23 protein-coding genes are annotated in these 25,886 nt (G+C 63.2%); 9 read left to right on the forward strand and 14 right to left on the reverse strand.

What is annotated here, in order from left to right:
• Positions 1-9 precede the first annotated feature (9 nt).
• The 5 genes from NKI29_RS09900 to NKI29_RS09920 form a co-directional block, all read right to left on the reverse strand.
• On the reverse strand, positions 10-1,191 hold the full coding sequence (locus NKI29_RS09900; RefSeq protein WP_352755468.1) for a M20 aminoacylase family protein: 1,182 nt from the start codon (positions 1,189-1,191) through the stop codon (positions 10-12).
• Positions 1,192-1,236: 45 nt separating this feature from the next.
• Complete coding sequence (locus NKI29_RS09905) at positions 1,237-2,010, reverse strand: amino acid ABC transporter ATP-binding protein (protein WP_352755466.1); 774 nt, start codon at positions 2,008-2,010, stop codon at positions 1,237-1,239.
• Complete coding sequence (locus NKI29_RS09910; RefSeq protein ID WP_023674013.1) at positions 1,997-2,917, reverse strand: amino acid ABC transporter permease; 921 nt, start codon at positions 2,915-2,917, stop codon at positions 1,997-1,999. Before NKI29_RS09910 ends, NKI29_RS09905 begins: the two co-directional genes overlap by 14 nt.
• An 8-nt stretch (positions 2,918-2,925) precedes the next feature.
• Positions 2,926-3,756, reverse strand: a complete 831-nt coding sequence (locus NKI29_RS09915; protein WP_502896670.1) for an ABC transporter substrate-binding protein — start codon at positions 3,754-3,756, stop codon at positions 2,926-2,928.
• A 72-nt stretch (positions 3,757-3,828) separates the two neighbouring features.
• Positions 3,829-4,803, reverse strand: coding sequence for a substrate-binding domain-containing protein (locus tag NKI29_RS09920; RefSeq protein WP_352796087.1), 975 nt, complete (start codon positions 4,801-4,803; stop codon positions 3,829-3,831).
• 109 nt (positions 4,804-4,912) lie between these two features.
• Here NKI29_RS09920 and NKI29_RS09925 point away from each other — a divergent pair, with 109 nt between their 5' ends.
• The 4 genes from NKI29_RS09925 to NKI29_RS09940 all read left to right on the forward strand — a co-directional run bounded on the left by NKI29_RS09925 (position 4,913) and on the right by NKI29_RS09940 (position 14,388).
• On the forward strand, positions 4,913-6,250 hold the full coding sequence (locus tag NKI29_RS09925; protein ID WP_352569381.1) for an aminotransferase-like domain-containing protein: 1,338 nt from the start codon (positions 4,913-4,915) through the stop codon (positions 6,248-6,250).
• Positions 6,251-6,544: 294 nt separating this feature from the next.
• Entirely contained in the window at positions 6,545-7,819 is a 1,275-nt protein-coding gene (locus NKI29_RS09930; RefSeq protein WP_352569379.1) for an MFS transporter, read from the forward strand.
• Between the two features lie 121 nt (positions 7,820-7,940).
• Entirely contained in the window at positions 7,941-9,434 is a 1,494-nt protein-coding gene (gene cysK, locus NKI29_RS09935; RefSeq protein ID WP_352569378.1) for a cysteine synthase A, read from the forward strand.
• A 235-nt stretch (positions 9,435-9,669) separates the two neighbouring features.
• Positions 9,670-14,388: an alpha/beta fold hydrolase gene (locus NKI29_RS09940; protein WP_352569377.1), complete on the forward strand. Its 4,719-nt coding sequence runs from the start codon at positions 9,670-9,672 to the stop codon at positions 14,386-14,388.
• A gap of 63 nt (positions 14,389-14,451) precedes the next feature.
• Here the strand turns inward: NKI29_RS09940 and NKI29_RS09945 are convergent, their stop codons facing one another.
• The 4 genes from NKI29_RS09945 to NKI29_RS09960 all read right to left on the reverse strand — a co-directional run bounded on the left by NKI29_RS09945 (position 14,452) and on the right by NKI29_RS09960 (position 17,591).
• Entirely contained in the window at positions 14,452-15,282 is an 831-nt protein-coding gene (locus tag NKI29_RS09945; RefSeq protein ID WP_352569376.1) for an alpha/beta fold hydrolase, read from the reverse strand.
• Positions 15,279-15,536 (reverse strand): YjiS-like domain-containing protein, encoded by a 258-nt coding sequence (locus tag NKI29_RS09950; RefSeq protein ID WP_352569375.1) that lies wholly within the window; start codon positions 15,534-15,536, stop codon positions 15,279-15,281. The genes NKI29_RS09945 and NKI29_RS09950 overlap by 4 nt, the downstream gene beginning before the upstream one ends.
• A 124-nt stretch (positions 15,537-15,660) precedes the next feature.
• Positions 15,661-16,947: an NAD(P)-binding domain-containing protein gene (locus NKI29_RS09955; protein WP_352796091.1), complete on the reverse strand. Its 1,287-nt coding sequence runs from the start codon at positions 16,945-16,947 to the stop codon at positions 15,661-15,663.
• Positions 16,948-16,991: 44 nt separating this feature from the next.
• The gene (locus NKI29_RS09960; protein WP_023674002.1) at positions 16,992-17,591 is read right to left on the reverse strand and encodes an OsmC family protein; all 600 of its coding nucleotides are present in this window, start codon (positions 17,589-17,591) and stop codon (positions 16,992-16,994) included.
• A gap of 466 nt (positions 17,592-18,057) precedes the next feature.
• Here NKI29_RS09960 and NKI29_RS09965 point away from each other — a divergent pair, with 466 nt between their 5' ends.
• The gene (locus tag NKI29_RS09965) at positions 18,058-18,237 is read left to right on the forward strand and encodes a hypothetical protein (RefSeq protein WP_352755457.1); all 180 of its coding nucleotides are present in this window, start codon (positions 18,058-18,060) and stop codon (positions 18,235-18,237) included.
• A gap of 44 nt (positions 18,238-18,281) precedes the next feature.
• Here the strand turns inward: NKI29_RS09965 and NKI29_RS09970 are convergent, their stop codons facing one another.
• On the reverse strand, positions 18,282-19,640 hold the full coding sequence (locus NKI29_RS09970; RefSeq protein ID WP_352796093.1) for a trimethylamine monooxygenase: 1,359 nt from the start codon (positions 19,638-19,640) through the stop codon (positions 18,282-18,284).
• A gap of 260 nt (positions 19,641-19,900) precedes the next feature.
• Between NKI29_RS09970 and NKI29_RS09975 the strand changes: the two genes are divergently transcribed.
• On the forward strand, positions 19,901-20,620 hold the full coding sequence (locus tag NKI29_RS09975) for a helix-turn-helix domain-containing protein (protein ID WP_352452528.1): 720 nt from the start codon (positions 19,901-19,903) through the stop codon (positions 20,618-20,620).
• Positions 20,621-20,987: 367 nt separating this feature from the next.
• Here NKI29_RS09975 and NKI29_RS09980 read toward each other — a convergent pair whose 3' ends face one another.
• The 4 genes from NKI29_RS09980 to NKI29_RS09995 are packed head-to-tail and all read right to left on the reverse strand — an operon-like array spanning position 20,988 to position 24,744.
• On the reverse strand, positions 20,988-22,028 hold the full coding sequence (locus tag NKI29_RS09980; RefSeq protein ID WP_352796095.1) for a heme-dependent oxidative N-demethylase family protein: 1,041 nt from the start codon (positions 22,026-22,028) through the stop codon (positions 20,988-20,990).
• A gap of 9 nt (positions 22,029-22,037) precedes the next feature.
• Positions 22,038-23,003, reverse strand: a complete 966-nt coding sequence (locus tag NKI29_RS09985; protein ID WP_352569369.1) for a PDR/VanB family oxidoreductase — start codon at positions 23,001-23,003, stop codon at positions 22,038-22,040.
• Positions 23,000-23,596 carry a dimethylamine monooxygenase subunit DmmA family protein gene (locus NKI29_RS09990; protein ID WP_352569368.1) on the reverse strand — a complete coding sequence of 199 codons (597 nt, stop codon included), beginning with the start codon at positions 23,594-23,596 and terminating at the stop codon, positions 23,000-23,002. Before NKI29_RS09990 ends, NKI29_RS09985 begins: the two co-directional genes overlap by 4 nt.
• Before the next feature lie 14 nt (positions 23,597-23,610).
• On the reverse strand, positions 23,611-24,744 hold the full coding sequence (locus tag NKI29_RS09995; protein WP_352796098.1) for an aminomethyl transferase family protein: 1,134 nt from the start codon (positions 24,742-24,744) through the stop codon (positions 23,611-23,613).
• A 285-nt stretch (positions 24,745-25,029) separates the two neighbouring features.
• Here NKI29_RS09995 and NKI29_RS10000 point away from each other — a divergent pair, with 285 nt between their 5' ends.
• Genes NKI29_RS10000 through NKI29_RS10010 form a run of 3 tightly spaced genes read left to right on the forward strand, consistent with a single transcriptional unit; the run spans position 25,030 to position 25,884 of the window.
• A complete protein-coding gene (locus NKI29_RS10000) occupies positions 25,030-25,317 on the forward strand; it encodes a hypothetical protein (RefSeq protein WP_023673993.1) in 288 nt (95 codons plus the stop codon).
• Positions 25,318-25,328: 11 nt separating this feature from the next.
• Positions 25,329-25,706, forward strand: a complete 378-nt coding sequence (locus NKI29_RS10005) for a hypothetical protein (RefSeq protein ID WP_352452523.1) — start codon at positions 25,329-25,331, stop codon at positions 25,704-25,706.
• Positions 25,707-25,722: 16 nt separating this feature from the next.
• Positions 25,723-25,884, forward strand: coding sequence for a hypothetical protein (locus NKI29_RS10010; protein WP_023673991.1), 162 nt, complete (start codon positions 25,723-25,725; stop codon positions 25,882-25,884).
• Positions 25,885-25,886: the final 2 nt, after the last annotated feature.

Raw genomic sequence — 25,886 nt, forward strand, 5'->3', positions numbered from 1 at the left:
AAGTATGGATCAAGCGGCCAGGAATCTCTCGGTCAAACGAGCCCAGAGCGCTGCGCCGACGGTCAGATTGCCGTCGTTGAAATCATATTTCGAGCTGTGCAGGATGGCTGAATCCTCGCCGTTTCCGAGGCGCAGGAAGCAACCGGGTTTGTGTTCGAGGAAATAAGAAAAATCTTCGCTGCCGGGGATCAACGGGCAGACGGACACCTTGTCCTGACCGACGAGTTCGACCGCGATGTCTGTCGCAAAGGACGTCTCGCGCTCGGAATTGACCACCACCGGGTAGCCGCGCTGGTAATCGATCTCGATCGTTGCGCCATGCGCCTGCGCCACAAGTGCTGCGATATTGCGAATACGCTGCTCGAGCGTGTCGCGGATCTCGGCCGAGAAGGAGCGGACGCTCAGCGTGATTTCGGCGTGTTCCGGGATGACGTTGGAGGCCGTGCCTCCGTGAATCGTGCCGACGGTGACGACAGCCGTCTCGATCGGGTTGACGTTGCGCGACACAACCGTCTGCAGGGTCATGACGATGTTGGCGGCAGCGACGATCGGGTCGACCGTCAGGTGCGGACGCGAGGCGTGGCCGCCACGCCCGGCGATCCTGATGGTGACGGTATCGCTCGCCGCCATCAGCGGCCCGGCGCGCATCAGGAACGAACCCGTCGGCGCGCCCGGGTGGTTGTGCAGCCCGAATATCGCATCGCAGGGAAAGCGCTCGAACAGGCCGTCGGCGATCATCGCCTGCGCCCCGCTTCCCTTGCCGGCTTCCTCGGCCGGCTGGAAGATAAGGTTCACCGTGCCGTTGAAATGCCGTGTGCGCGCCAGGTATTCGGCGGCGCCGAGCAGCATCGTGGTGTGGCCGTCATGACCGCAGGCGTGCATCTTGCCGCTGGCCTGGCTGGCATAAGGGAGATTGGTCGCTTCGGTGATCGGCAGGGCGTCCATGTCGGCACGGATGGCGATGCTGCGGCCGCTGCCCTGGCGCAGACGGCCGACGACCCCGAGCCCGCCGACATTGCGCGTCACCTCATAGCCCCAGCTTTCGAGCCGTTCGGCAACGTATGCAGCCGTTTCTTGCTCCTGGAATGAAAGCTCGGGATGCGCGTGCAGGTGCTGGCGGGCCGCTGCAAGCTCGGCCGCCTTGTCGGCGAAGTCGGAAATGTCGGCGAACTGGTTGGAGGTCTTTGGCATGGGAGGTCCTTTGCCGGCCGAGCAGGTGCCGCGCCGGTTTTGCTTTTAGATGAAACGACTCAGGAAAGCCCGCGTGCGCGGGTGCCTGGGTTTAGCGAGAACCTCGTCCGGAGGCCCGGCCTCGATCACGTTACCGTCGTCCATGAACACCACCCGATCCGCCGCTTCGCGGGCGAACCCGATCTCATGCGTGACCACGATCATGGTCAAGCCCTGCCTGGCGAGATCGCGCATGGTGGCGAGCACCTCGCCGACCAGCTCCGGATCGAGCGCCGACGTCGGCTCGTCGAAGAGCATCAATTTCGGGCGGATGGCGAGCGCACGGGCGATGGCGACGCGCTGCTGCTGGCCGCCTGAAAGCTGGCGCGGATAGGCGTCGATCTTGTCGGCAAGACCGACACGGGTCAGCAGTTCGCGGGCGTAGCCGATCGCCTCCTTGCGGTTGTCCCGGTGAACGCCGACCGGAGCCTCGATGACGTTCTGCAGGGTCGTCATGTGCGGATAGAGATTGAACTGCTGGAACACCATGCCGATCTTGCGCCGCTGCGCGGCGATCGCGCGGTCGGAAAGCTTGTCGAGGCGGCCGTCGTGCAACCGGTAACCGATCTGCTCGCCGTCCACCTCGATCGACCCCTGGTCGATCGCCTCGAGATGATTGATGCATCGCAGGAAGGTCGACTTTCCGGAGCCGGACGGTCCGAGAATGACCACCACCTCGCCAGGCGCGACGTCCAGATCAATGCCCTTCAGCACCTCGAGCGGGCCGAAGGCCTTGTGAACGTTGCGCGCCCGGACCAGGGGCGTGTCATGCGCGCTCATTGGCGGCCTCCAGGGTGGCGGTCGCCGTCTTCTCGCGCGCGCCGCGGTCGCCGCGGCTGTAGTGGCGTTCGATCGCGCCTTGCGCGACATTGAGGACCGAGGTGATCAGCAGGTACCACAGCACTGCAACCATCAGCAGCGGAATGATTTCGAAGGTGCGGTTGTAGATCGACTGCACCGAGTAGAGCAGGTCGGCCATGGCGATGACGCTGACAAGAGACGTCGCCTTGATCATGCTGATCAGCTGATTGCCGGTCGGCGGCACGATCGACCGCATCGCCTGCGGGATGATGATGCGCCGCAAGGACCGCGCGCGGGTCATGCCGAAGGCTTCAGCCGTTTCGGCCTGTCCCTTGTCCACCGACAGCAGCCCGCCACGGATGATCTCGGCCATGTAGGCGGCCTCGTTCAGCGCCAGACCAAGAACGGCGGCCGTCAAAGGCGTGATCAGGTCGTTGGTGTTCCAACTGGCGAAGCCAATGGAAATGCGCGGAAACAGCGTCGAAAGGTTGTACCACAGGATCAATTGCACCAGCAGCGGCGTTCCCCGGAAGAACCAGATGAACAGGCCGGAGAGAAGGGATGCCAGCCTGTCGTTCGACATGCGCGCGATGGCGAGCAGCAGGCCGAGCACGATACCCAGGATCATCGCCACGACCGTCAGGCCGAGCGTTACGGAAAGCCCCTGCATGACCGTCGGATCGAAGAAATACTGGGCGACGACCGGCCAGCCGAAATTCGGGTTGACTGCAACGATATAGGCGAAGCCGGCTGCCACGGCGACGGTGAACGCCCAGAGCGCCAGCCGGACGAGCGGAAACGGCCGGTGGGCTCGTTTGACGTCGCGCAGCGCGTCGTCGGGACGTCGCGGCAGCCCGGCCGCGTAGGCAGCGGTGGCGTCGGTCATGGCAGCCTCTACTGGCCCTGGTTGATGCCTGGCGCATCGATCATGTTCTTCTCGAGACCCCACTTCTTCATGACCGCGGCGTAGGTGCCGTTCTTCATCAGTATCTTGAACGCGTCGAGCAGCACGCCGCCCAGCGGCGAGCCCTTCTTGACGACGGCGCCTTGATAGATGTCCTTGAAGCCGTTGGCCTGGCCGACCCCGGCGAGTTCCAGCTGGCCCTTCGCCTGCTCGACGAAATAGGTCAGCGGCGCCTGCGAGGAGAAGAATGCGTCGGAGCGTTTCGACCGGACGGCCAGTATCGAGCTCGGCTGGTCGGTGAAGGATTGCACCTCGACGGCCGGCTTGCCCCCCTCGGTGCATTTCTGCGCCTGCTGCTTGATGACCTTTTCGGCCGAGCCACCCGACATGACGGCGATGCGCTTGCCGCACGCGGTGTCGAGCGAGGTGATGCCTTGCGGGTTGCCCTTCTCGACGGCGAAGACGACGTATTCGCGCACCCAGTCGATGAAGTCGTTGGATTTCTGCCGGTCGGGATAGTCGCCGACAGGCCCCATCGCGAACTGATAACGGCCGGCATTGATGCCGCTCAGCAAAGCCGGCAGGCCGGCGACCGAGGCATGATCGATCTCGACACCGAGCAGCTGGCCGATGGCGTCGGAAATGTCCCTGGTCGCCCCCGACAGTTCGGTGCCGGTGACGATCTCATAGGGCGGGAATGAGCCGTTGTTGACGGCTGTGATCTTTCCCGCCGCGCGGATCTCTTCCGGCAGCCGGGCCCGCAAATCCTCGTTCACCGATTGCTTCTGGATATCCTGGGCAAAGCTGGCCTGCGCCAGCATGGTGACGAGCGAGGCGAATATGAAGCTGATTGTCCTCATGGCATTCTCCTTCGTGTTCTTCGTTGTGCGTTGTCAGGCTGCGGTGGCCCGCGATATGGCCTCGAAAGGAAACAAGGCTTCGGCGGAAATCGGTTCCGCCAGAATGCCCTGGGCATGGAGCTCGGTGACGAAATCCTCGATCATGCGCCGGTTGGCCGGCAGGCCGCTGGCGTTCCAGGAGGCAGGCAGGTCGCGCCCCGCATGAAGCAGCTCCTCGAGGATCCAGGGCGAGGTATCGGCATATTTTCGGCGCTTTGCCGTCCAGACGCGCTGGCTTTCGTTGATCAGCCTGGCGAGTTCCTGCGGCAGCCAGGGGTGCTCCCTGACTAGGGCGGCCTTGACAGCGACCAGATGCATGCCCGGGACATAACCGACGTCGGCGAAATAGGCGCGTTCGGCCGCGCGAAAATCGCGCAGCACTTGCCGGAAGCCGGAAGCCGGGCCGAAAAAGCCGTCCGGCATGAAGGGCGTGAAAACGGCGTCGAGCTCGCCTTGCGCCAGCAGCTCCATCATCGGGCGCTCGCCTGGTGCTGCTTCGATGCGCCCCGGCCTGCCGAATCCGTCGAGGCGGTCGGCGATCGGGTGCCCCGATGTCAGCCTGCCGGCGAACCAATAGGCATCCTCGACGCCGACGCCTCCCCGGCGAAGTGCTGCGCGCGTCCATGTGTTGCCGGAATCGCGCCAGCCGGTCACGCCGATGCGTTTGCCGGCAAGGTCGGAAAGCCGTTCCAGCGGGCTGGTCTCGACCGTTATGATGCAGCGATGGCGAAAGCCGCGCATGATGAAGCACGGTAGTCCAACCACCGTATCGACGCCCGAAGCCATGGCCGACACATAACGGCTGAATGAGACCTCCGCCGCATCGTAGTGCGGATCGGTACCGAGGTCCGGAATGAGCGTGGCGACGCGATCAACCTTCACCGACAAGCGGCTCGAAGTAACGTCACCCAGCACCAAAGGGGTGAGATAGTCCCAATCGCGGGTGGCTACAGTGATGGAAACGGGCATCGGCATGAACTTCAACGCTATGTTTGACCGGCGATTGGTAAATGTTTATTTTTGGCCGATCAAATGTTATTATGTTATTGAACATTAGCTTTAATGGTCGCGGGTGCCGATGGATTTCGATGCAGGATGGTTCGCTGATCGCCTTGGCGACCGCACGATGCGCGGCATCGCGCGCGAGACCAGTGCGCTGATCAGAAGCGGCGCGCTGCCTGTCGGCGCAAAGCTTCCGCCGGTGCGCGATCTGGCCTATGTGCTTGGCGTCAGCCCGGCGACGGTCTCGCAGGCGTGGAGCGAGTTGCGGCGCTACAAGATCATCGGCGGCCGCGGACGCAACGGCACCTGGATCATGGGCAACCGCTTTGCCGCCCGGCCCGAGCGCCACATGAGCGGCGGCAATTACGGACAGGATGTTCTGAACCTGGCGATCGCGGAGCCCGATGTGAGGCTCTTGCCGCCGCTCGACATCGCGCTGGCGCATGGTGCGCGCGCCGAAAAGCTCAACAGCTACGAGCGGGTGCGCATCCTGCCCGAGCTGGAGGCCGCAGTGCGCCCGTCATGGCCGTACGATCCCGGCGCGTTCCTGGCCACCAATGGCGGTTACAACGCCATCTACACCTTGCTGCATGCGCTGGTCCCGCCGGGGGCGCCGGTGGCCATCGAGAACCCGACGGCGCTTCGCCTGCTCGACATCCTCGAGGATCTCGATGTGCCGATCATCCCGGTAGACGGCGACGGTGACGGTCCCTTGCCGGATGCACTTGCCAACGCTCTGCGGCAGCGGCCCGTCGCGTTCCTGTTCCAGCCGCGCGTCCATTCGGTTACCGGCGCCTGCATGTCGTCGGCGCGGCTGGAAGTCATCGGCGACCTGCTCGCCGGCACCGACGTGCTGATTGTCGAAGATGACGGCGTCGGCGATATTGCCTCGGCGCCGCGCATTTCGCTTGGCCGGCGTTTTCCCGATCGCGTCGTCCATATCCTGTCCTATTCCAAGACCCACGGCCCGGATCTGCGGCTCGCTGTGCTGTCCGGATCGGCGACGATCGTCGAGCAGATCCAGTCCTACCGCAGCTTCAGCTCGGGATGGACCAGCCGCATCCTGCAGGCAGCCACCGCCTGGCTGCTGCAAGACCCGGCCACGGCCGCCCTGGTGGAGCAGGCGAAGGAGGTATACCGCGGCCGTCGCGAACGGCTCGCTGGCGAACTGGCCAAACGCAATGTCGATATCGACGCCGGACACGGTCTCAGCGTCCTCATTCCGGTTGCTTCGGAACCTTACGCGATGGTCACGCTGGCCGCCCACGGCATCGCGGTCCATGCCGGAGCGAAGTTTTCGACGGGAAAAACGAACGCTGTCCGCGTCGCGACCAGCATTCTGGACGAGGAGCACCTCGAGCACGTCGCAAATTCCCTGGCGCTGGCAGCCGATCCGGCGCGGGAGGTTAGCTAAAGGGTCAGCTGCTCCGACGGATAGTTGGCGACCGGCCATATACAGACCCTGTCTTCTTTCGCGTTCAACTGCCGCTGGCCGGTCCCGAGATCATGCTCGGCGTCAACCAGTCCGTCATGGTGGCGCTGGCGATGATCATAAGATCTCCCTGATCCGCCGTTCACCGAGAGGAGGCTGCAAGTTTAGGCGGGGCGTTTCCACGGCCCGCGTTGGAGCTTTCCACGCTGACGCACACGCCTGCTTCCATACCGCTGGCCGATGACAGCTTCGAAGAGGTCCTTCGAGGTCAGAAACATGTCGAATCGTCAGGTATCACCAACTGGAGGCAGGGAGGTTCGGGACGGCGCAATACGGCTGCGCGGCCTGTTGGCTGCGGCCGGTGCCACAACCGCCATGGCGTTCGGATTTGGCAGCCTGGCGCTGACATCCGTCTTCATCAGACCGCTTGAGGCGGAGTTTGGCTGGTCGCGAGCCGACATCAGCCTTGCCTACACGCTATCAAGCGTCGGCATGGCGTTGGGCGGGCTGTTCTGGGGCCGGCTGTCGGACCGCCTGAATGTCAAAAGCCTGCTATTCATCGGCTCGGCTGGCATGGTGATCGCGCTCGCCGCGCTTTCCTCCGCCACTTCGCTCTGGCAGATCTATGCGGCCAACTTCGCTTTGGGCGGGCTAGGCTTTGCCTGTCTGTACGCGCCGGTACTTGCAGTGACCGGACTCTGGTTCGACCGCCGCCGCGGCCTGGCGATAGGGATCGTCACAGCAGGCGGAGCCCTAGGCCAAGGCATAATGCCCTACGCCGCAAATGCCTTGATTGACGGCGTCGGCTGGCGCCTCGCATACGCGATCATGGCGGCGGGGACGATGGCTGCGCTGGCGATCTCCATGCCGGCGGTTCAGGCGCCGCCCGTCAGTGAGGTCCTTCCCGCGCCGGTGCGTTTTTTAGCAAAGCCAGGGTTCCAAAGTGGCCGGCTTTCTCCGGTGGCGCTGCTATCAGCTGCAGCCTTCCTTTGCTGCGCCTGCATGGGCGTCCCGCTGATGCACCTCACGAGCTTCGTCACGGCTGTGTGCGGGTTTTCGGATGTCGGATCGCTCAGCCTGCTGACCGCCATGCTGTTCGGCGCCGTCGGGCGGATCGCGTTCGGGCTCCTCGCCGACCGGGCAAGCAATCTTGCCGCCTATGCCCTGGCGTCGTTTATTCAGACGGCATGCGTTGCGATTTTTCCCGCGCTGGACCAGCAGCTGAGCCTGCTGGCGCTGTCGGCGGTTTTCGGCTTCGGCTTCGCCGGAAACATGACGTGCCTGATCCTTTGCGTGCGCCAGTTTGCGCCAGCCGAACGCTTTGGCCAGTCACTCGGCATCGTCATGCTGATCGCCTGGCTGGGCATGGGGGTGGCCGGTTATTTCGGCGGTTTCGTCTATGACAGCTTCGGCAGCTATGGGCGTGCTTTCCTGGTGGCATTTGTCGCTGGCGCGGCCAATCTCGTGGTTCTGGGCGTATTGGCGGCGTCATCCGGCGCGAGAGCGCAGGTCCCATGCGGCCGCCTTCCGGACCCTGCGATGAGCCGCTGATTCAAACGTCGAAATCCATTTGATTCCACGTTGGTTCGAACGCTGCAAACCACGGCCTTCCTGCCAACCTCAGAGATCGAAGAGGGCGGAGCACCGTCATCACCAGGCAAGGACAGCTGAGATGAGCAGTATCTACGACAGCATTCTCGACACGATCGGCGATACGCCGGTCGTCCGTCTTTCCCGCATCAACAACGGCGCCGCTTCGCTCTATGCCAAGCTCGAGGCGTTCAATCCTGGCGGCTCGGTCAAGGACCGGCTTGCCGCCGCGCTCATCGAAGAAGCGGAGAGTTCCGGGGCACTTCGGCCTGGCCAGACGGTGATCGAGGCGACGAGCGGCAACACTGGCATAGGACTCGCCATGGTTTGCGCGAGGAAAGGCTATCCTCTCGTCATCGTAATGCCGGAGAACGCCAGCCTCGAACGCCGCAAGCTGATGCGTTTCTTCGGTGCCAAGGTCGTGTTGACCCCTGCCGTCGAGCGCGGCAGCGGCATGCTCGCCAAGGCGGTCGAGCTGGCCGGAGCGCACGGCTGGTTCCTCTGCCGGCAATTCGAGACGCCCGTCAACGCCGATGTCCATGCCCGCACGACAGCGCTCGAAATCCTCGCGGCGTTCCAGGACCGTCCACTCGATTACTGGGTCACCGGCACCGGGACCGGCGGAACGCTGGCCGGTGTGGCGCGAGTACTCAAGCGCGAGCGCCCGGAAACGCGGATCATCGTCTGCGAGCCCGACAATTCGGCGCTGCTGTCGAGTGGCATTCCCCAAACTTTCGACGAACACGGACTGCCCACTCGGGCGCACACTCGCTTCCGGCCACACCCGATGCAGGGCTGGAGCCCTGATTTCATTCCGCAGATCGTCGGCAACGCGATGGCTGACGATCTTGTGGACGAAATCTTGCCGGTTTCAGGCGCCAGCGCTTTGGAAGCTGCGCGCCGGCTTGCGACGGAAGAAGGAATACTGGCGGGGATCTCCGGCGGGGCTACCTTGAGCGGGGCACTGGAAATCGCTGGACGCGTCGGACCGGAGCGGAACGTGCTCTGTATGTTGCCTGACACGGGCGAGCGGTATCTCAGCACGATCCTGTTCGATCACATCAGCGAGGAAATGTCGCCAGCCGAAGAGGCGATCTCTCGCTCCACACCCGGCTACCGCTTCGACCGGCCGCCGTCCTTCGCCCTTTCATCGGCGCCCGTGAACGAAATCCAAATCGATCAGTCGGCGCATGCGTTTGTCGATGAGGCGATCTATGATCCGGAGCATCCGGTGGTCATATTCGCCCTGACATGGTGCGAATTCTGCTGGACGGTAAGAAAGCTTTTCGACCGTGCCGGAATCGCCTACAGGTCCATCGACATCGATGCTCCGGAATTCCAGAAGAACGGCCGGGACGGGGAAATCCGCAAGGCTCTGAGGGCCCGGATCGGTTCGCCTACAATTCCGCAGGTCTTTGTCGGCGGCGAGCATATCGGTGGCTGCATGGATACGCTTGCGGCCTGGCGGGACGGCACGCTCGCCGCCCGGCTGGAGTTCGTTGGCGCAAACTACACGCCCGGCGCATGCGCAAATCCCGAGAGCCTGCTGCCCCGATGGGTGCGCGCGGCAGCGTGAGACCCCGCCTCCGGGCCTTTCAGAGTGCCGTCGGCACCATCAAAGCGAGCCGGAACGGGCGTGATCCCGTTCCGGCTCGGCATTCATGTGGACTTGTCCGTGTCGGCCTTCCCACGAAGGGAAGGCAAATCAGAGCGCAGGCGGAAACCTCACGCTTCCGGAAACGAAAGCTTTCGGCAACGGCACGGACTTGATACAATCCATGGCTAATTTAGCAGCGACTGGGATTGGCAAAGTGTCGCTCGAAATTCGCGTTCTCGGAGATCTGACCGTTCTTCGCCTTGGCGAGGTCGTTTCCTTGCCGCCTTCGAAAAAGACGCGGGCGCTACTGGCCTATCTTGCGCTCGTAGAGCGCCCGCAGCGGCGCGAGCGCCTTTGCGAAATGTTTTGGGAGGTACCGGACGATCCTCGCGGCGCCCTGCGCTGGAGTCTCTCGAAGATCCGACAGGTCGTCGACCTCGGGAACGGCGAGATCCTGCAAGCCGACCGCAACGCAGTTCGCCTGAACACCAGCGAAGTCGTGCTGGACATCGCGCCGCTCCGGGGCCTCGGCGGTCGTGACATAGAGGCTCTCGAACCGGAGAAACTGGAGGCCCTCGCCGGAGCGTTCCGCGGCCGTTTCCTGGATGATCTTTCACTGCCGCGCTGTCCGGAATTCGAAGCCTGGCGCCTTGCGACCGCCGACGAACTGCACGTGACGCATCTGCGCATCCTTCGGGTGCTCGTCGACCGGCTTGAGCCGGCGCGGGCACTTCCGTACGCGCATGTCCTGGACGGGTTGGAGCCTGGGGACGAGGCTCTTCGAGCGGACATCCGCCGGCTGAGCGAGGCAGCACGGCAATCCGCCATGGTCCAAAGCCGCGCTTCGAGAACCGACATCGAGGTCGCTCCCGCCGATGAGACCGTCCCTCCGACTCGTGTTTTGCCTGCGTCGGAGATACAGCTTGCCTCTCCGCCGGAGCGAACCCTGGCGCAGGAGATTCGCCGGTGCACGACGCCCGACGGCGCGCGCTTGGCCTATTCCTTGAGTGGTCAAGGCCCCCCTTTGGTAAGGGCCGCCCACTGGATGTCCCATCTCGAGCTCGAATGGGACAGTCCGGTGTGGAAGCATTGGATCGAGGGCCTCTCCGCGCACTACCAGCTGATACGCTACGACCAGCGCGGCAACGGCCTGTCGGACCGGTATCCCGCCGACCTGTCCTTCGAGGCCATGGTTGCCGACCTGGAGAGCATCATCGATGCCGCTGGTCTGCGCCGCGTTTCCCTGCTTGGCATTTCCCAGGGGTGCGCCGTTTCGATAGCCTATGCCGTCCGGCATCCAGAGCGTGTGGCGGGGATGGTGCTGTATGGCGGATTCACCAAAGGTTGGCGCAAACGGGGCAATCAGCGCGAAATAGCGCGCCGCGAAGCGATGGGAGCGCTGATACAGGAAGGCTGGGGCCAAGACGACCCGGTGTTCCGGCAAATGTTCACCTCCCTCTTCATTCCGGAAGCAACGCCGGAACAGAGGAATTGGTATAACGAGCTGCAACGCAATACCGTCTCGCCGGAAATTGCCCATCGCATTTTCGAGGAAGGCGCCGTCATCGACGTCGACGAGCTGTTACCGCGGGTCCGCGTCCCAACCCTGGTGATGCATGCCACGGGGGACGCGGTCATTCCATTCGATCATGGCCGGGCGATGGCCGGCAAAATCCCCGGCGCGCGTTTCGTTGCGCTAGACGGCGTCAACCACGTGCTGCTTGGCCACGAACCGGCATTCGCGACCTTCGTCGACGAAACGCGTCGTTTCCTTGCCGACCCCGAACAGACGCAGCAACTGGCAGGCCCTCCGGCGTCCTTGGGAATCAACCGCTCTCGGCAATACATAACAGTGCTGGCCGCGGAAGTGGTCAGTCCCATGCATCTCCTCGAAACGGAGGATCCCGAAGTGGCGATCCGCGAATTCCAGCCCGTCGAGGATCGGGTGGTAGAAGTCGTGGAGAGCCATGGCGGCGTCGTCACGTCGGCTGCTGACGGGACAATCACCGCAGCATTCGGCCTCGCTCGCGCCACCGAGGATCACGCTTATCTTGCATGCCGCGCCGCGCTTGCGGCCAAGCTGGCAGTGGAGGAGCTTTCCCAGGGCGGGATCCAGTTGAGGGCCGGAATAGACACCGGCGAGGTGATCGTACGGCAGCAATGGACGACCAAAGCCAGCAAGGTTGAACTGGCCGGAGCCGCGCCGCGTGCGGCCAACCGGCTGATGCGTGCCTTGCACCGTGCGACGATCGCCGCGACAGGCCGGGCGCGCGCAGCCGCCGGCGGCTATGTGCAGATGCACCGCTTAGCGCATTCGGAGCATCCGCAACTTGGCCAAGAGGAACGCATTTACGAGCTGTTGGGCGAAAATCACGCTTTGTCGCGCTGGCACCTGAGGGCCAACCGTGGCCTCACCGGACTGGTGGCGCGCGAGCTCGAGCTGAAAATCCTGCTTGCAACCTGGCGCCGGGTCAGGGAGGGCCACGGCCAGGTCGCCGGGATCGTCGCCGACGCCGGCATGGGCAAGTCGAGGCTTGCCCATGAATTTCTCTCCCTCGACGAGGTGGCCGGTTTTACTGTGCTTGAATGTGGCGGTCTGGAGTTTGATTCATCAGTTACTCTGGGTGCTGTAAAGAAGCTGCTGCTCTCGGCTTGTGGCATTCGTGGCGAAGACGGCTTGGCGGAAGCCCAGCGCCTGTTTGCCTTCAAACGGGCTGAACTGGACCTGGACCCAAGTCATACGGCGCCGCTTTCCTTCCTCGCGGACCTGCCGGTCGACGATTCTTCCTGGTGGCATCTCGACGCGCGGGAGCGGACCTCACGGGTATCCGAGGCGATGAGCGCATTTCTCGTTGCCTTGAGCCGGGCCTCGCCCGTAGCCGTGCTTATCGAGGATCTGCACTGGATCGATGCCGAGAGCGAGGCCGTAATGAACAGGCTGGTCGAGGTCATGGGCGCCAACCGTATCATGCTGCTCGCCACCTACAGGCCGCAGTACCGACACGAATGGAACCGCCGCGGCTATTTCCAGCAGATAAGGTTGGAGCGGTTCGCGCGGGACGAAATGGAGCAGTTCCTCACCGAATTGCTGGGATCCGATCCCAGCTTGGGGGAACTGCGGCAATCGCTTGCCGAGCGGGCCGAGGGCACGCCGCTATTCCTGGAAGAAATGGTGCGCGGATTGGTTGCGGACGGTGCACTTGCCGGCCAGTCCGGCCGCTACGAGCTCAAGAGGCCAGTGGATTCCATCACCATCCCGTCGACAGTTCAATCGCTCATCGCCGCACGTATCCAGCAGCTGGGTGACTCGGAAAGGCAGGCACTCCAACTCGCTTCGGTTATCGGCAAGAATGTTCCGTATCCCCTGCTGAGGGCGCTCTCGCCGCTCTCGGAGGCGGAGCTGGGGGTATGCCTGGCCAAACTGCAGAGTTTGGAATTCCTGTTCGAGGTCCAGAGCTATCCTCACGTGGAGTATACGTTCAAGCACGCGTTGACGCTCAAGGTGACCTACGAATCTCTCCTGGCGGAGGACCGAAAAAGGCTGCATCGGGCTGCATTGGTTGCGATGGACAGACTCTATGCCGGATCGCTGAACCACCACATCGAGGAACTGGCCGAACACGCGCTTCGTGCCGAGGCTTGGGAACCGGCCGCGGATTATCTGCTGCAAGCGGCGGGCCGGGCCGAGGAACGCTCGGCCTATTCCGCCGCGGTCCAGTTCCTCGAAAACGCCCGCAAAGCAGTCGCCGCGCTGCCCCGAAATCCGAAAACCCTCGCCCAGGCGATCAACCTGCGGGTGCGGATGCGGCCCGCCTACGGCGCCCTGGGTGCCTATCGGAAGGCGCTGCCGCAGCTATTGGAAGCGCGCGAACTGGCCATGGAACTGGGCGATCCGCAACTCATCTCCGACGTGTTGCTCCACTTGAGCTATCTCAACAGCTCCCACGGCCGCTACGAGGAGGCGCTGGAACCGGCCGACACACTCAAGCGCGGCGCGACGGCAAATGGCGTGCAGCGCTGCATAAGCGAGTCGGACCTGGCCGCCTCACAGGCGCTTCTGATCCGCAGCGAGGCGCGGCAGGTGCTGGAGCGGCTTGTTCCGCATGAGGAGAGGTTCACCAAAGCTTGGCGTCTGGAGCGTTTCGGACAGCTCGGTGCGCGTGCGGTTTGGTACCTTGGGCACCGCGCGCAGGCGGAAGCGCGGCTTGGCCGGTTCGATGATGCGGAACGTTCGCTTGCCGAACTGCAGAAGGTCGCCGCCGAAGTGGCGCGCCCGATCGATAGCTGCGCGGCCGCCTATTTCACCGGTGTGGTGGGCGTCCTGCGCGGGCCCGAGCCGGCGCTTGTCGAGGCGCTGCAATTGTGGTCCTCCGAAGCCGCTACCAGCGCATCTATCCTACTCCGGCCATGGCTGTTGACCGTGCTCGGGCATGCGGAATTCCTGCTCGGCCGCAACCACGACGCGGGCGCCACCTTGGAAATGGCGGTGACCGAGGCTGAGCGGCTCGATCTTGCCCAGTTCGAATGTCACGCGCGCGCGGTGCTCGCATGCGTGCGTGCGCGCCTGTATGAGCCGGAAGCTGCGGCCAATCTCGGCCATGCGCTCGAGCTTGCGCGGGGACGCGGCGACCCGTGGAGCGAGATCATCGTACTGCGCGGCCTTGCGGAGCTGAAATCTTCCAGATCGGCCATTAGTTGGCTCGAACAGGCCTGCAGCCTTGCCAGGCGCGTTGAGCTACGGCCAGAGCTTGCCCGCTCCTTGCTAGCTCTCGGGCTCGCGAAGCGGCGCGGCAAAATCGCTGGCGTGGATGCCACTCTCGCGGAAGCGGCCAAGCTCTACAGAGAAATGCAGATGCGGGAGGATTTCTCCGGCACGGAAGAGCCGGCCGGAAGTGTCCTGCCCGATCGCGTTCGCATGGCGGTTACGGCTTGATCCCTCCGCATCCAGGGATCTGCTTCGAAGGTTTGCGCTGCCTGTAGGGCAAGCAAGCCGCGGTCACGCAGCTCGCGACCCCGCGGTGTCATGGAACGATATCTGCCGGACCAAACGATCCGCCACCACGTCTGCGTGGGTCAGCGGTCCCATATGTCCGGCGCCAGGAACAATCGCCCCGATTGCGGCCGGAACGCGGGAAACGAGTTCGCGGGCGATGGGCCGCGTCGGAGCTGGTGCAAATTCGCTGCGCAATACCAAGACCGGAAAGCCAAATCGGGCATATTCGCTTGCTGGCGTCGATTCATGGATCAATGCGTGGAAGTCCAGGCTGGCCTTCGGCAGAAACCGCACGAGTGCGGCCTGAAGTTCCGGCTTCATCGCGGCGAAGATGCCGGCCCCACCCCAGTAGTCGATGAAATGAGCTGTCGCGGTCAGGTAACTGCCGTTGATCAGGCCGTCATGGACGGTGCCTGCGATCGCCAAGACTTCGCCGAGCGCCTCGTGGCCCTCACAGTCCAGCTCGCGCAGCAGGTGAAAGGCAGACGGCTCATAAAGCGAGAGGCTGGCCGGCCGGTCTGGACGCACCGCTGCTATATGCAGGGCCAATCCACCACCATAGGAATGGCCAACAAGATGCACAGGCCCGTCATGGTGGTCGATCATCTCCAGGATACCGGCGGCTTCGTGGGTCAGATGGAAAGCGCCGGCACCAGTCCAGGTGCCGCCGCCCGGCGCCCCGATCAGATCGGGTGCGATGAGCCGGTAGCTGTCATCGAGCCGCTCCGCCAGGCTGCGCCATTGCCGTCCGCTGCCGCCTGAGCAGTGCAGGGCGATGACAAGCGGTGCCTGGCACGCCCTATGCGAGACGTGGGACGTCGATGCGGCAATCATCGAGCCCCGCCCTCCTCCGCCCTCAAAAAACGCGTGCGGCGGCTGGGATCACGCCCGGCAAACGAAATGATCCAGTTGATCTCGAAGCGGGTGATGCCGATGTCGCGCAAGATGTAGTCCGGCAACTCATAAAGCTGTCGACGGTCCCGTTGGATACGAATGAAACGCCAGACTGCGGCCAACATTGTTCCGCCAGCCCAGCGCAAACCTCGCGTTGTGGTGAGGCACAGGGATGGGTTCACCATTGCACTCATTTTGATTTTCTCCATGGTTGCGGGCGCTGACTACGGCGCCAGTGGAGCCCTTGTCGTTGTCCGCCGTGAGCGTCATCGTTGAAGGCAACGTCGATTTTTGCCGCGCCAGCGTTGTATTCGGCGGTCAGGCCGCGGCTCGGCGGGAGACGTCGAGAAACATTGCCAGGTGAGCCGCCAGCGCCTCCGCATCGCGGCCGACGCCGTCGAGGAAGCTGGAGCTTCGATGGCGCATGAAATTGAGGCCGAGCACGTAGAGTCCCGAATACGCGCAGACGCCGCCATCGTTCAGGATTTCGCCCCGGGCGTCGAACACATCCAGCTTCAGCCATGGGTATTCCCGGCGATAGCCGGTGGCCCATATGATCGTCTCGATACCCTGGTCGATGAGGTCGATTTCGGTCGCCTCGGCGCTCAGGATCAGGCTCGGAATGGAACCGGGATCGATCGAGTAGAGGCCGTCTCCGGCGGCCGCGCGGTCGATATTGGCCAGCACGCGCCTCAGCCTGCGTTCCGCCGCCATGGTCGTGTCGGCGAGATCACCGTTGAACCGAATGCGTGTATCGCAAGCGGCAGCCGCTCGACCGACAAGACGAACGCCTTGCTCCCGAAGACCGGCAAGGTCGAGCGTCCTGCGCTCGGGTGTGCCTATCAGCTGCAGGGAGGGCTGCCGCCGTGCCGCGGTGAGATCCGGAACTTCAGCGACAGGCTTGGCAAGCATTCCCAGCCGGTCGAGCCACCACAGGATGTCGTGCCCGCGGTAAAGCCTCGGTAGGCGTGTATGACTGCCGACCGACAGGGTCACCGGTCGTCCGGAGCGATTGATCTCCTCCGCAAGTTGTATGCCGGTCGCCGAGGCCCCGGCCACGAGAACGCCACCCTGGGGCAGTTGCTGAGGATTGCGATAGTCCCGCGGCACGACCTGCCTGATCCGGGAGGAGATCTGCTTTGCTAGTGGCGGAATGCGTGGCCTGTCGCTGTATCCGGTCGCGACCACGACCGCACGTACGCTCCATTGGCCGCGATCGGTCAGCAGCCGGAAGCCTCCGTCGACCCTTTCGGTCGAAAGCACCTCCACACCGTCCTCCACCGGTGCGGTGATCGAGCACGCGTAATCCTCCAGGAACCCCACCGTCTCGGCCATTGTCATGAAGCCGTCGGGATTGGCTCCGCGATAACCGCCGCCGGGCAGGCGTGTCATCCAGTTGGGCGTCAGCAGGCGCAGCGAATCCCACCGTTCGCTGCGCCAGCGCTCCGCGATCCGGCCGCGCTCCAGCACGACGTGGTAGACCCCGCGCTCGGACAGGCACCGGCTCATGGCGAGACCCGCCTGTCCGGCGCCGATAATGGCTACGTCTGTATGCTGCATGGAATCCGCGCCTTGTAAGCAGGGGCAACAGATCGCCGGCGCCATCCTTTTCAGGACGAGGCCGGCGATATTGCTCTTGCGGACCGAAGTCAGCCTTTCACGGCAACCGAGACCGGCACGCCGTTGGTCAGCACGTCGAACACCGCGGAACGGGCGCGCGACTGCATTACGATTTCCTCGAGCTTCTCAGCCGAAGCATCGCCCTTGATCTTGAAGGAGATACGGATGCCCTGGTAGCCGTTGCGGACTTCGTTAGAGATGCCGAGGATGCCGCGAAGGTCGATGTCGCCTTCGACGGTCGATTCCACCTCATGCAGCGTCACGCCGCGCGCGGCCGCGATGTTCGCGATGCCGGCGGTGAGGCAGGAAGCAAGCGCGTGGAGGAGGTATTCGACCGGCGTCGGGCCGTTGTCTTCGCCGCACAGGACCGCCGGATGATCGCTGTCGGCCTGGTATGCCGTCACATGCGGCTGCTCGGCGCCGGCGCCGAAGAAGTTGGCCATCGTGCTGCGGCTGTGCGTGCCGGTGATCCAGCGGCTCTTGGCCCGGAACTGGAACTTGGCAAGCTCCGGCTGGCCCGCGACGGCATTGATGGTGGCCAGAAGGGTGGGCGTATTGACGCCGTTCCTCGGCTCCCGCGACGCCTTCTTAACGGAAGCCTTTTCCATGACCATTGTATCGTCCTGCATGTCATTCACTCCTGGGTTCGGATGTTGCGCGACCGGGATCGCCCCGGACGGCTAAACCTCGGCCGGCAGCGTTTGACGTGCAGTGGGAACAACAGTGGGAAAACGAGAGGTTTTTTTGCGCCAACCAGTCGTGAACAGCGCCAGATCCGCAATCAGCGAAACGGCGGGCCTTCAAACGCTTTGCTTCCTCGCGCGGTGCGATCTCCCGTAAGCGCCGAGAACGCTTCGCAACCGAAACCACAGGAGATCAGACCATGTCTCGTTCATTTGGAAAGGATACCCGCCCGTCCTCAACCGACTGGGCTGTCATAGCTCGCGGGCCAAGCAAGGCCGAGGTGCTCGCCCATATCGCGAAGATTCACACATACGCGAGCACCCTAAATCGGCCCGGCCGCGAGAAAACCACATGAGGCTTGTTGCGGCGGGAGTGCCGATCGGCCCCCCGCCGACAACACTTGTCGGGATAATGTTTTCGGTCGACGCCCAGCTGGCCGCACACGGCATCGCGGTCCATGCCGGGGCGAAGTTTTCGACCGGAAAGACCAGCGCCGTGCGCGTCGCGACCAGCATTCTGGACGAGGAGCACCTCGAGTACGTCGCAAATTCCCTGGCGCTGGCAGCCGACCCGGCGCGGGAGGTTAGCTGAGGCGGGCCAACCCGATGCTCCCGACCGATTTGTCGGCGATCCGGCTACTCCGCCGCCACGCCCTTCACCTCGAGATAGCTCTCCATTGAATCGTCCATCGCCTGCAGCCACGGCGTGTGGTGCAACGGCGCCATCGTGCCGGTCATCAGCGAGCGGTAGGCGTGGTCGCGGAAGCCCATAATGTCTTGCGCCTTGTGGTGCTCCCACTCCATGAAGGTCTGATTGACGGCCTCCACGTCGAAGCCTGGATAGTCGGTCTGCTCCATCAGCTCCTTGGTGTAGTCGCCCTGGAACCAGATCATCTGCTCGGCGTCTTCCAGCATCTCCTCGCGCGCCCGCCATTTCCGGCCGTGCTCGGCCATCGCTTCGGCCGAGGGCAGCTTGATGCGGCCCATGATGACGTCGCGGGCGAACCAGGCCTGCGCGTCGAACATGTTGAAGGTGTAGAACTGGTCCTGCATGCCGATATAGGACAGCTTCGGGTTTTTCTCCCAGACGACGCCCTCGTAGAGCCCGTCCGGCCACATACGGTTGGCGGTCTTCAGCTTCAAATCCTCGGTGAGGAACGGGAAGGAATGGAGGTAGCCGGTGCACAGGATGATGGCGTCGACGTCTTTGGTGCTGCCGTCCTTGAAATGCGCGGTCTTGCCGACGACCTTCTGCAGAAGCGGCACTTCCTTCCAGTTCTCCGGCCATTTGAAGCCCATCGGCTTCGAGCGGTAGCTGGAGGTGATCGATCTGGCGCCGTATTTGTAGCATTGCGAGCCGATGTCCTCGGCTGAATAGGAGCGGCCGATGATCAAAATGTCCTTGCCCTTGAATTCCATGGCGTCGCGGAAATCGTGGCTGTGCAGGATACGGCCGTTGAAGGTCGAAAAGCCCTCGAAATAGGGAACGTTGGGCACGGAGAAATGGCCCGAGGCGACGACGACATTGTCGAACTCTTCCGAATAGGTGACGTCGTTGGTGCGGTCATGCGCGGTGACCGTGAATTTTTTTGTCGTTTCGGAAAAGGTGACCATGCGCTCCGGGCTGTTGAAGCGCACCCATTGGCGCACGCCGGATTTTTCGACGCGGCCCTTGATGTAGTCCCACAGCACGGCGCGCGGCGGATAGGAGCCGATCGGCCGGCCGAAATGCTCCTCGAAGGTGTAGTCGGCGAATTCGAGGCATTCCTTCGGCCCGTTCGACCAGAGATAGCGGTACATCGAGCCGTGCACCGGATCGCCGTGCTCGTCGAGGCCGGTGCGCCAGGTGTAGTTCCACAGGCCGCCCCAGTCGGACTGCTTTTCGAAGCAGACGATCTCGGGAATATCGGCGCCCTTTTCGGCGGCCGACTTGAAGGCCCTGAGCTGGGCCATGCCGGACGGCCCGGCTCCGATGACGGCAACACGATCTTTCATTGCGGGCCTCCCGATCTCATTTCCCTAACGAAACAAATTTCACTGACAGGACAGTAATTGCCCCTTCGATGCTGTCAACAGGGCTTGTCGCGAAACCCTCGTTTCACCAAGCTGGATTTCCAAGCGAGGCAGTAGCTCGGGCGAAATCCGGACATTGCGCAATTCGACACGGGTGGCTTGCCGTGGCAGTTGCGCTTCTGTATCGGCACCGAATATGTTCACCGTGAGTGAAATGAATCGGCAAGGTCCGGGGTGGCAACATGGCGAAAAAAGCATCCAGTCTAAAGCCCGCTGCGGCCGTCGTCGCCGCCAAAGCCAAGCCGTCGGTCGCTGCAATCGATCCGCGCAAGATACGCGCGCCGCTCACCCAGAACCCGCACGCCATTCGCGACACCCGCGAAAAGGTCCTGGAGGTCGCCATCGGCCGCGAGGTGCGGGCCTTCCGCAAGAAGCTCGGCATTACGGTGGCCGATCTGGCTGCCGCCACCGACATTTCGCTTGGCATGCTGTCGAAGATCGAGAACGGCATCACCTCGCCATCGCTGACCACGTTGCAGGCGCTGTCACGGGCGCTCGGCGTTCCCGTCACCGCATTCTTCCGCCGCTTCGAGGAAGAGCGCAGCGCCGTCTTCGTCAAGGCCGGCGAAGGCCTCGACGTCGAGCGCCGTGGCACGCGCGCCGGCCACCAGTACAATCTGCTCGGCCATATCGGCTCCAACACCAGCGGCGTCGTCGTGGAACCCTATCTGATCACGCTGACCGAGGATTCCGACGTGTTCCCGACCTTCCAGCACGAAGGCATGGAATTCCTCTATATGCTCGAGGGCGAGGTGGTTTACCGGCACGGCAGCAATCTCTACCCGATGAAGCCCGGTGACAGCCTGTTCTTCGACGCCGATGCGCCGCACGGACCGGAAGTGCTGAGCGTTCTGCCGATGCGCTATCTGTCGATCATCTGCTACCCGCAAAGCGCGGGGTGAGAGTTCGATCTCCCCCTCGTGGGACCTCGTGGGGGGAGATCGGCAGCTTCGCCGACGACGCCTCTTTTGCAGCGTTGGCGATTGGCGAAAGCCGAAGTGAAATCCAATCTCCCCCCTTGAGGGGGAGATGTCCGGCAGGACAGAGGGGGGCGAACCGCGATGTCATTCGCGATATCGATAATGTCTGCCAGCATATCGTGATTGTGGCTGGGCTGGCTGGCGCGTCGTGATCTTCGCCGAAGCGGTGGAGTGGGCATTATGGGAAGGCCGGCGCTCTACGGCGCCCCCCTCTGCCCTGCCGGGCATCTCCCCCTCTTGGGGGGAGATTGGCAGCTTGACGGGCAGCGCGAACCTCGCAAACAGAACCTCAATCCGGCCCAAACCCCGGCGACGTCGCACTCCCGTCATCCAGCTTCGACAGCCATTCGACCAGCGTCGCGCGGTAGCGCGTCAGGCCCTTGTAGGCGGCGAGTTCGTCGGGAAGGTCGCGGATGACGCGGTGCAGCCGCCTTGCCCATTTCGGCTGCGTCACCAGCTCGTCCATCTTGATCAGGTAGCAGCGGATCGGGAAGACGATCGCATTCGAGCGCGGCAGCCGCCAGAAGCTCTGCAGCTCGACGCGCAGATGCACTTTTTCGCCGACATTTTCCGGCGTCACCGTGGCGCGGTCCGGACCCCACTTGTGGTAATTTTCCGGGCTGGTATCGAGGCGCGGATTGATGGTCATCGTCCAGTTCAGCCGGCGCGCCGGCTTGCCCTGCTGGATGTTGGTGAGGAACTTCAGCGCCCGGACGAATATCCCCTTCTCGTGCGCCAGCGGTACCGGCGCGTGCCACTCGAAGAAGTTCATGCCGATGTCGAAATCGAGCGACCAGTCGGCCTGGGTGGTGACCATGCCGGCGTCCATCCACAGATTGCCGTCGCGCTGGTCGAGGATGCAGAAATCGCCCTGGCTCTGGCGGGTGATGTATTCCATCGGCCCATAGGGCAGCGTCGAAACGTCGCCGAAGGTGAAACTGTCGTCGATGCCGAGCGGCCGGTTGATCCAGCGCCAGCGGTCGCCGTCGCGGATCAGCGTGAAATGCTCGGGATAGCCCAGCGCCTGCTGCTCCATCAGCAGTTCGAGCAGGTCCCAGCCGGCCAGCGTCATGTGCGGCAGCGACTGGCAGCGCAGCGGGTCTTCGGCCAGCACCAGCGCGCGGTCCTGCATCTCGGCGACATAGTGCTCGTCGACGTCGATCAGGTTCTCCAGCACGCTGCCCTTCGGCCCGACGACATGCGGCTCGATGTTGACCGCATACATGTAGCTGTCTTCATGGAACGGGAACGGGAACCGCCTGATGTGCTCGGGGCTGTTCCTGAAGGTGAAGTCGTCGCGGAAGGTTTCCTTGCGAAAGGTGATGCCCAAGCTCGCCTCCTATCTTTCCAGCACCAGCGACCTGCCCTCGAAGCGCGAGACGCAGGGCATGATCTTGCAGCCCGAACGGTGGTCTTCCTCGCTCAGCCAGTGGTCGTTGTGGATGAATTTGCCGTCATGCGAGATGACGTTGGTCTCGCACTGGCCGCAGACGCCGCCGCGGCAAAGATAGGGCGGATCGACGCCGGCCGCCTCGATCGCCTCGAGCAGGCTCTGCTGCTCGTCGACGCGGATGGTCTTGCCGCTGAGCGCCAGCGTCACGTCGAAGGGCGCGCCGGGCTGCGGTGCCGCGAAATGCTCGAAATGCACGGTCTCGGCAGGCCAGCCTAAGGCAGCCGCGCGATCGCGCACCCAGTCGATCATGCCGGACGGGCCGCAGACATAGAGATGCGTGCCGAGCGGCTGCGAAGACAGCAGCCGGTCGAGATCGACGCGCTCGTCGCGGTCGTCGTGATAGAGCCTGACCCGGCGATCGTAGCGCTCTCTCAGCAGGTCGGCATAGGTGCCGAGCGAGGCGGTGCGGCAGGTGTAATGCAATTCGAAATTGCCGCCTTCCGCCGCCAGCTGCGCGGTCTGCGCCATGAACGGGGTGATGCCGATGCCGCCGGCCAGCATCAGATGCTTCCTGGCGCGCAGATCGAGCGAGAACAGGTTGACGGGATAGCTGACCACCATCTCCGTGCCCGGCCTGACCTGCCTGTGCATGAAAAGCGAGCCGCCGCGACCGGCGTCGTCGCGGCGCACCGAGATGGTGTATTCGCGGGTGTCGAGCGGCGAGCCCATCAGCGAATAGGGATTGAGCCTGGTGCGTTCGCCATCGCGCATCTCGACGACGACATGCGCGCCGCCGGAAAAGGTCGGCAAAAGCTCGCCGTCGCGCCGGCGGAAATGAAAGCGCGTCACCAGCTCGTTGACCGGGACGACATCGCTGACGACGACATCGAGTTTGGTGGTGCCGGTGCTCATCGAAAGACCTCCTCGATCGGAGGAATTTCGCTGCGGTCCTCGGCGTTGATGCAGACGCCCTGGAAGGCGGCGAGGCGCCGCGAATAGTGATCGCGCACCAGAAGCAAGAGGCCGCAATGCGAACAGGTTGCCGGCTGCGTCGTCACGTTCTCGGTGATGCCCTTGCAATGGACGCACTGCATGCGGCGCGCCAGCGAGCCGCGATGCTCGGTCTGAACCGAGGTGTGGTCGATGCCGGCTTCGAGCGCCGCCTGCATGGCCTGGCCGATCAGCCCCTCGGTGCCGGCAAGGTAGAGCCTGAGGCCCATATGGGCGTTGGCCAGCGTCTGCTTCAGCCGCGGCAGGGCACTGGTGAAGGAATGGCCGAGGTAGAATTGTGCCGGCTTCAGGGCTTCGAGCGCATCGGCGTATTTGCCGTCGCGGCCGGGAATGAAGATGATGTGGGCGCCGCCGAAGAAATCCGCCGGTGCCTTGGCGGCCAGATCGGCAATGGCCAGCGCTCCTTCTGCATCCGCTATGAAAAGATGATGCTTGCCGGGCTGCGGAGACAGGGTCCCATAGACCGGCCGGCTGATGATGCTTTTCGCTGCCATACCCGCAGTATGCCTCAGCCTTTCGCCGTGCGCTTGGTCTTCTTCGGATCGTCGAAAGGAAGCGGCTCGGCGGTTGCGCTGATGGCGCCGCTCTTGTTGCGGATCTCGAGCCTTGTGCCCTGTACGGCGCAGTCGGCGTCGAGCCGGGCGATGCCCATCGATTTTTTGACCAGCGGCGAATACATGGCGCAGGTCACCACGCCGACCTTTTTGCCGTCGCGATAGACCGGTGCGCCCTCGTCGGCCGGCTCCTTGCCTTCGAGCAGCACGCCGAAGATCTTGAAGCGCTCCTTGCCCTTGAGGCGATAATGCTCCTCGGCACCGCGAAAGCCCGTCTTGCCGGGGCTGACGGTGAAGTCGAGACCAAGCTCCCACAGCGTGTCGCCCGGGCCTTCGTTCTCAAACGGGTATTTCTGCGAATTGTCGTAGGGGTAAAACAGCAGGTAGCTCTCGACGCGCAGCATGTCGAGCGTGGTGAAGCGGCACGGGATGATGCCGGCGCTCTTGCCCTCGTCGAGGATCCTGTCCCAGATCGTTCCGGCGTCCTGGCCACGGCAGAAGATCTCGTAGCCGCGCTCGCCGGTGTAGCCGGTGCGCGAGATCATCACCGGAAAGCCGAACAACTGCGTCTGCATGTGGTGGAAATAGTTGAGGTCGCGAATGCCGGGCACATGCTTTGCCAGATAATCCACGGCTAGCGGCCCCTGCAGCGAAAGGTCGTGCAGATTGTCATCGAAGCGCAGCGACACGTCACGACCGACCGAAGCGCGCTGCAGCTCTTCATGGCCGGTGCCCGAGCCATGCACGACCATCCAGGAATTCGGGCCGGTGCGGTAGAGGATGCAGTCGTCGGTGAACTTGCCGGCCTCGTTGAGCATGCAGGCATAGGCCGACTTGCCGGGATAGATCTTTTCGACGTCGCGCGTCGTCGCCAGATCGATCAGGTGCGAGGCGTGCGGCCCGGTGATGTGGACCTTCTTCAAGCCGGACACGTCCATCAGGCCGGCCTTGGTGCGGATGGCGATATACTCTTCGTCGGCGTCCTTGTCGTAGGTCCAGGCGGTGCCCATGCCGCTCCAGTCCTCGAGCTTCGAGCCGAGCGCGCGATGGCGGTCCGCAAGCGTCGAAAATCTCCAGGATGCCGTCATCCGCTGTCCTCCGTTCGAAAGAAACTTTTTTGCTTTCCCCTGCTCCCTGCACACAGGCGGGAGCGTTGCCTTGAATATTGACCGCAAACGCCGGGAGCCTGCAATACCCGTAAGCAAATAATTTCATTGTCAGGCAAATCCGGCGAGCCCAAACAAACGGTTAACGTCGCGTAAAATCGTCTTGACAATTCCAGAATTCGGCCGGATTTTATGAAAAAAATTTCACTCTCTTGAAAGAGGGCAATGACCGGCCAATCCGGACCGGCGTTGAAAAGGGGAAAGCCGATGTCCGACCTGCAACAGCGCGTGGAAGCGTTGTACCGTTCCGACGTGCGTGGATCCATGCTCCTGATCGTCTGCCTGTGGGCGACGATCCTCTTTGTCCTGTTCATGACATGGCCATACGTCCCCGACGCCGGCATCAAGCTCGTCGTCGCGGTCGCCGCCGCCGCCGTGCTGATCTTCAACACGGCGGCGATCCTGGCGATGGTCAACCACTACAAGGAAGACAAGGACTTCATCTACGGCCTCGACATCAAGAATGCCGACGCCTACCGCAACCGCAAGTCCTGAGGGGGAGACGCATGGCCCGCTATACACCGCCCGAACAGAGCAAGGCCGGACAGGTTTTCGATATCGCCGTCGTCGTGGTCGCGATTTTCGTCGCGCTGTGGCTGCCGCTGAAACTAGGGCTGGCAGGGGCGGCAAAATCCATCGACGCGCTCGACGCCAAGACGTGGGAAGCGCTCGGACAAAACCCGACCATGGCCTCGATCTGGGAAAAGCTCGGCTACACGCCGGAAACCGCGCACGACGTCATCCAGAACCGGTTCCACTACATCATCGACTGGCCGACGCTGATCATCATGGCGGCGGTGCTGATCGGCTATTTCATCTTTCTGTTCCGCGCATCGGACCGCGAATACCGCGACGTCATCGATGAAAAGTTCGGCGACAAATAGATAGGGAAGCATCGTCATGTGGGTGGCACTCTCTTACGCATGCTGGGGCATCTCGATCGTGCTCGCGCTGTGGATGCTCTACGACTGGTTCAAGATCGACACGACCTATTCCGAAGAGATGCTGACCTCGTCCAGGGAAGGCGAACTTGAAGCCGTGTCCGAAAAACACCGGATCTGAGT

The organism is Mesorhizobium sp. M0678 (genome assembly GCF_040320505.1).
Lineage (GTDB): Bacteria > Pseudomonadota > Alphaproteobacteria > Rhizobiales > Rhizobiaceae > Mesorhizobium.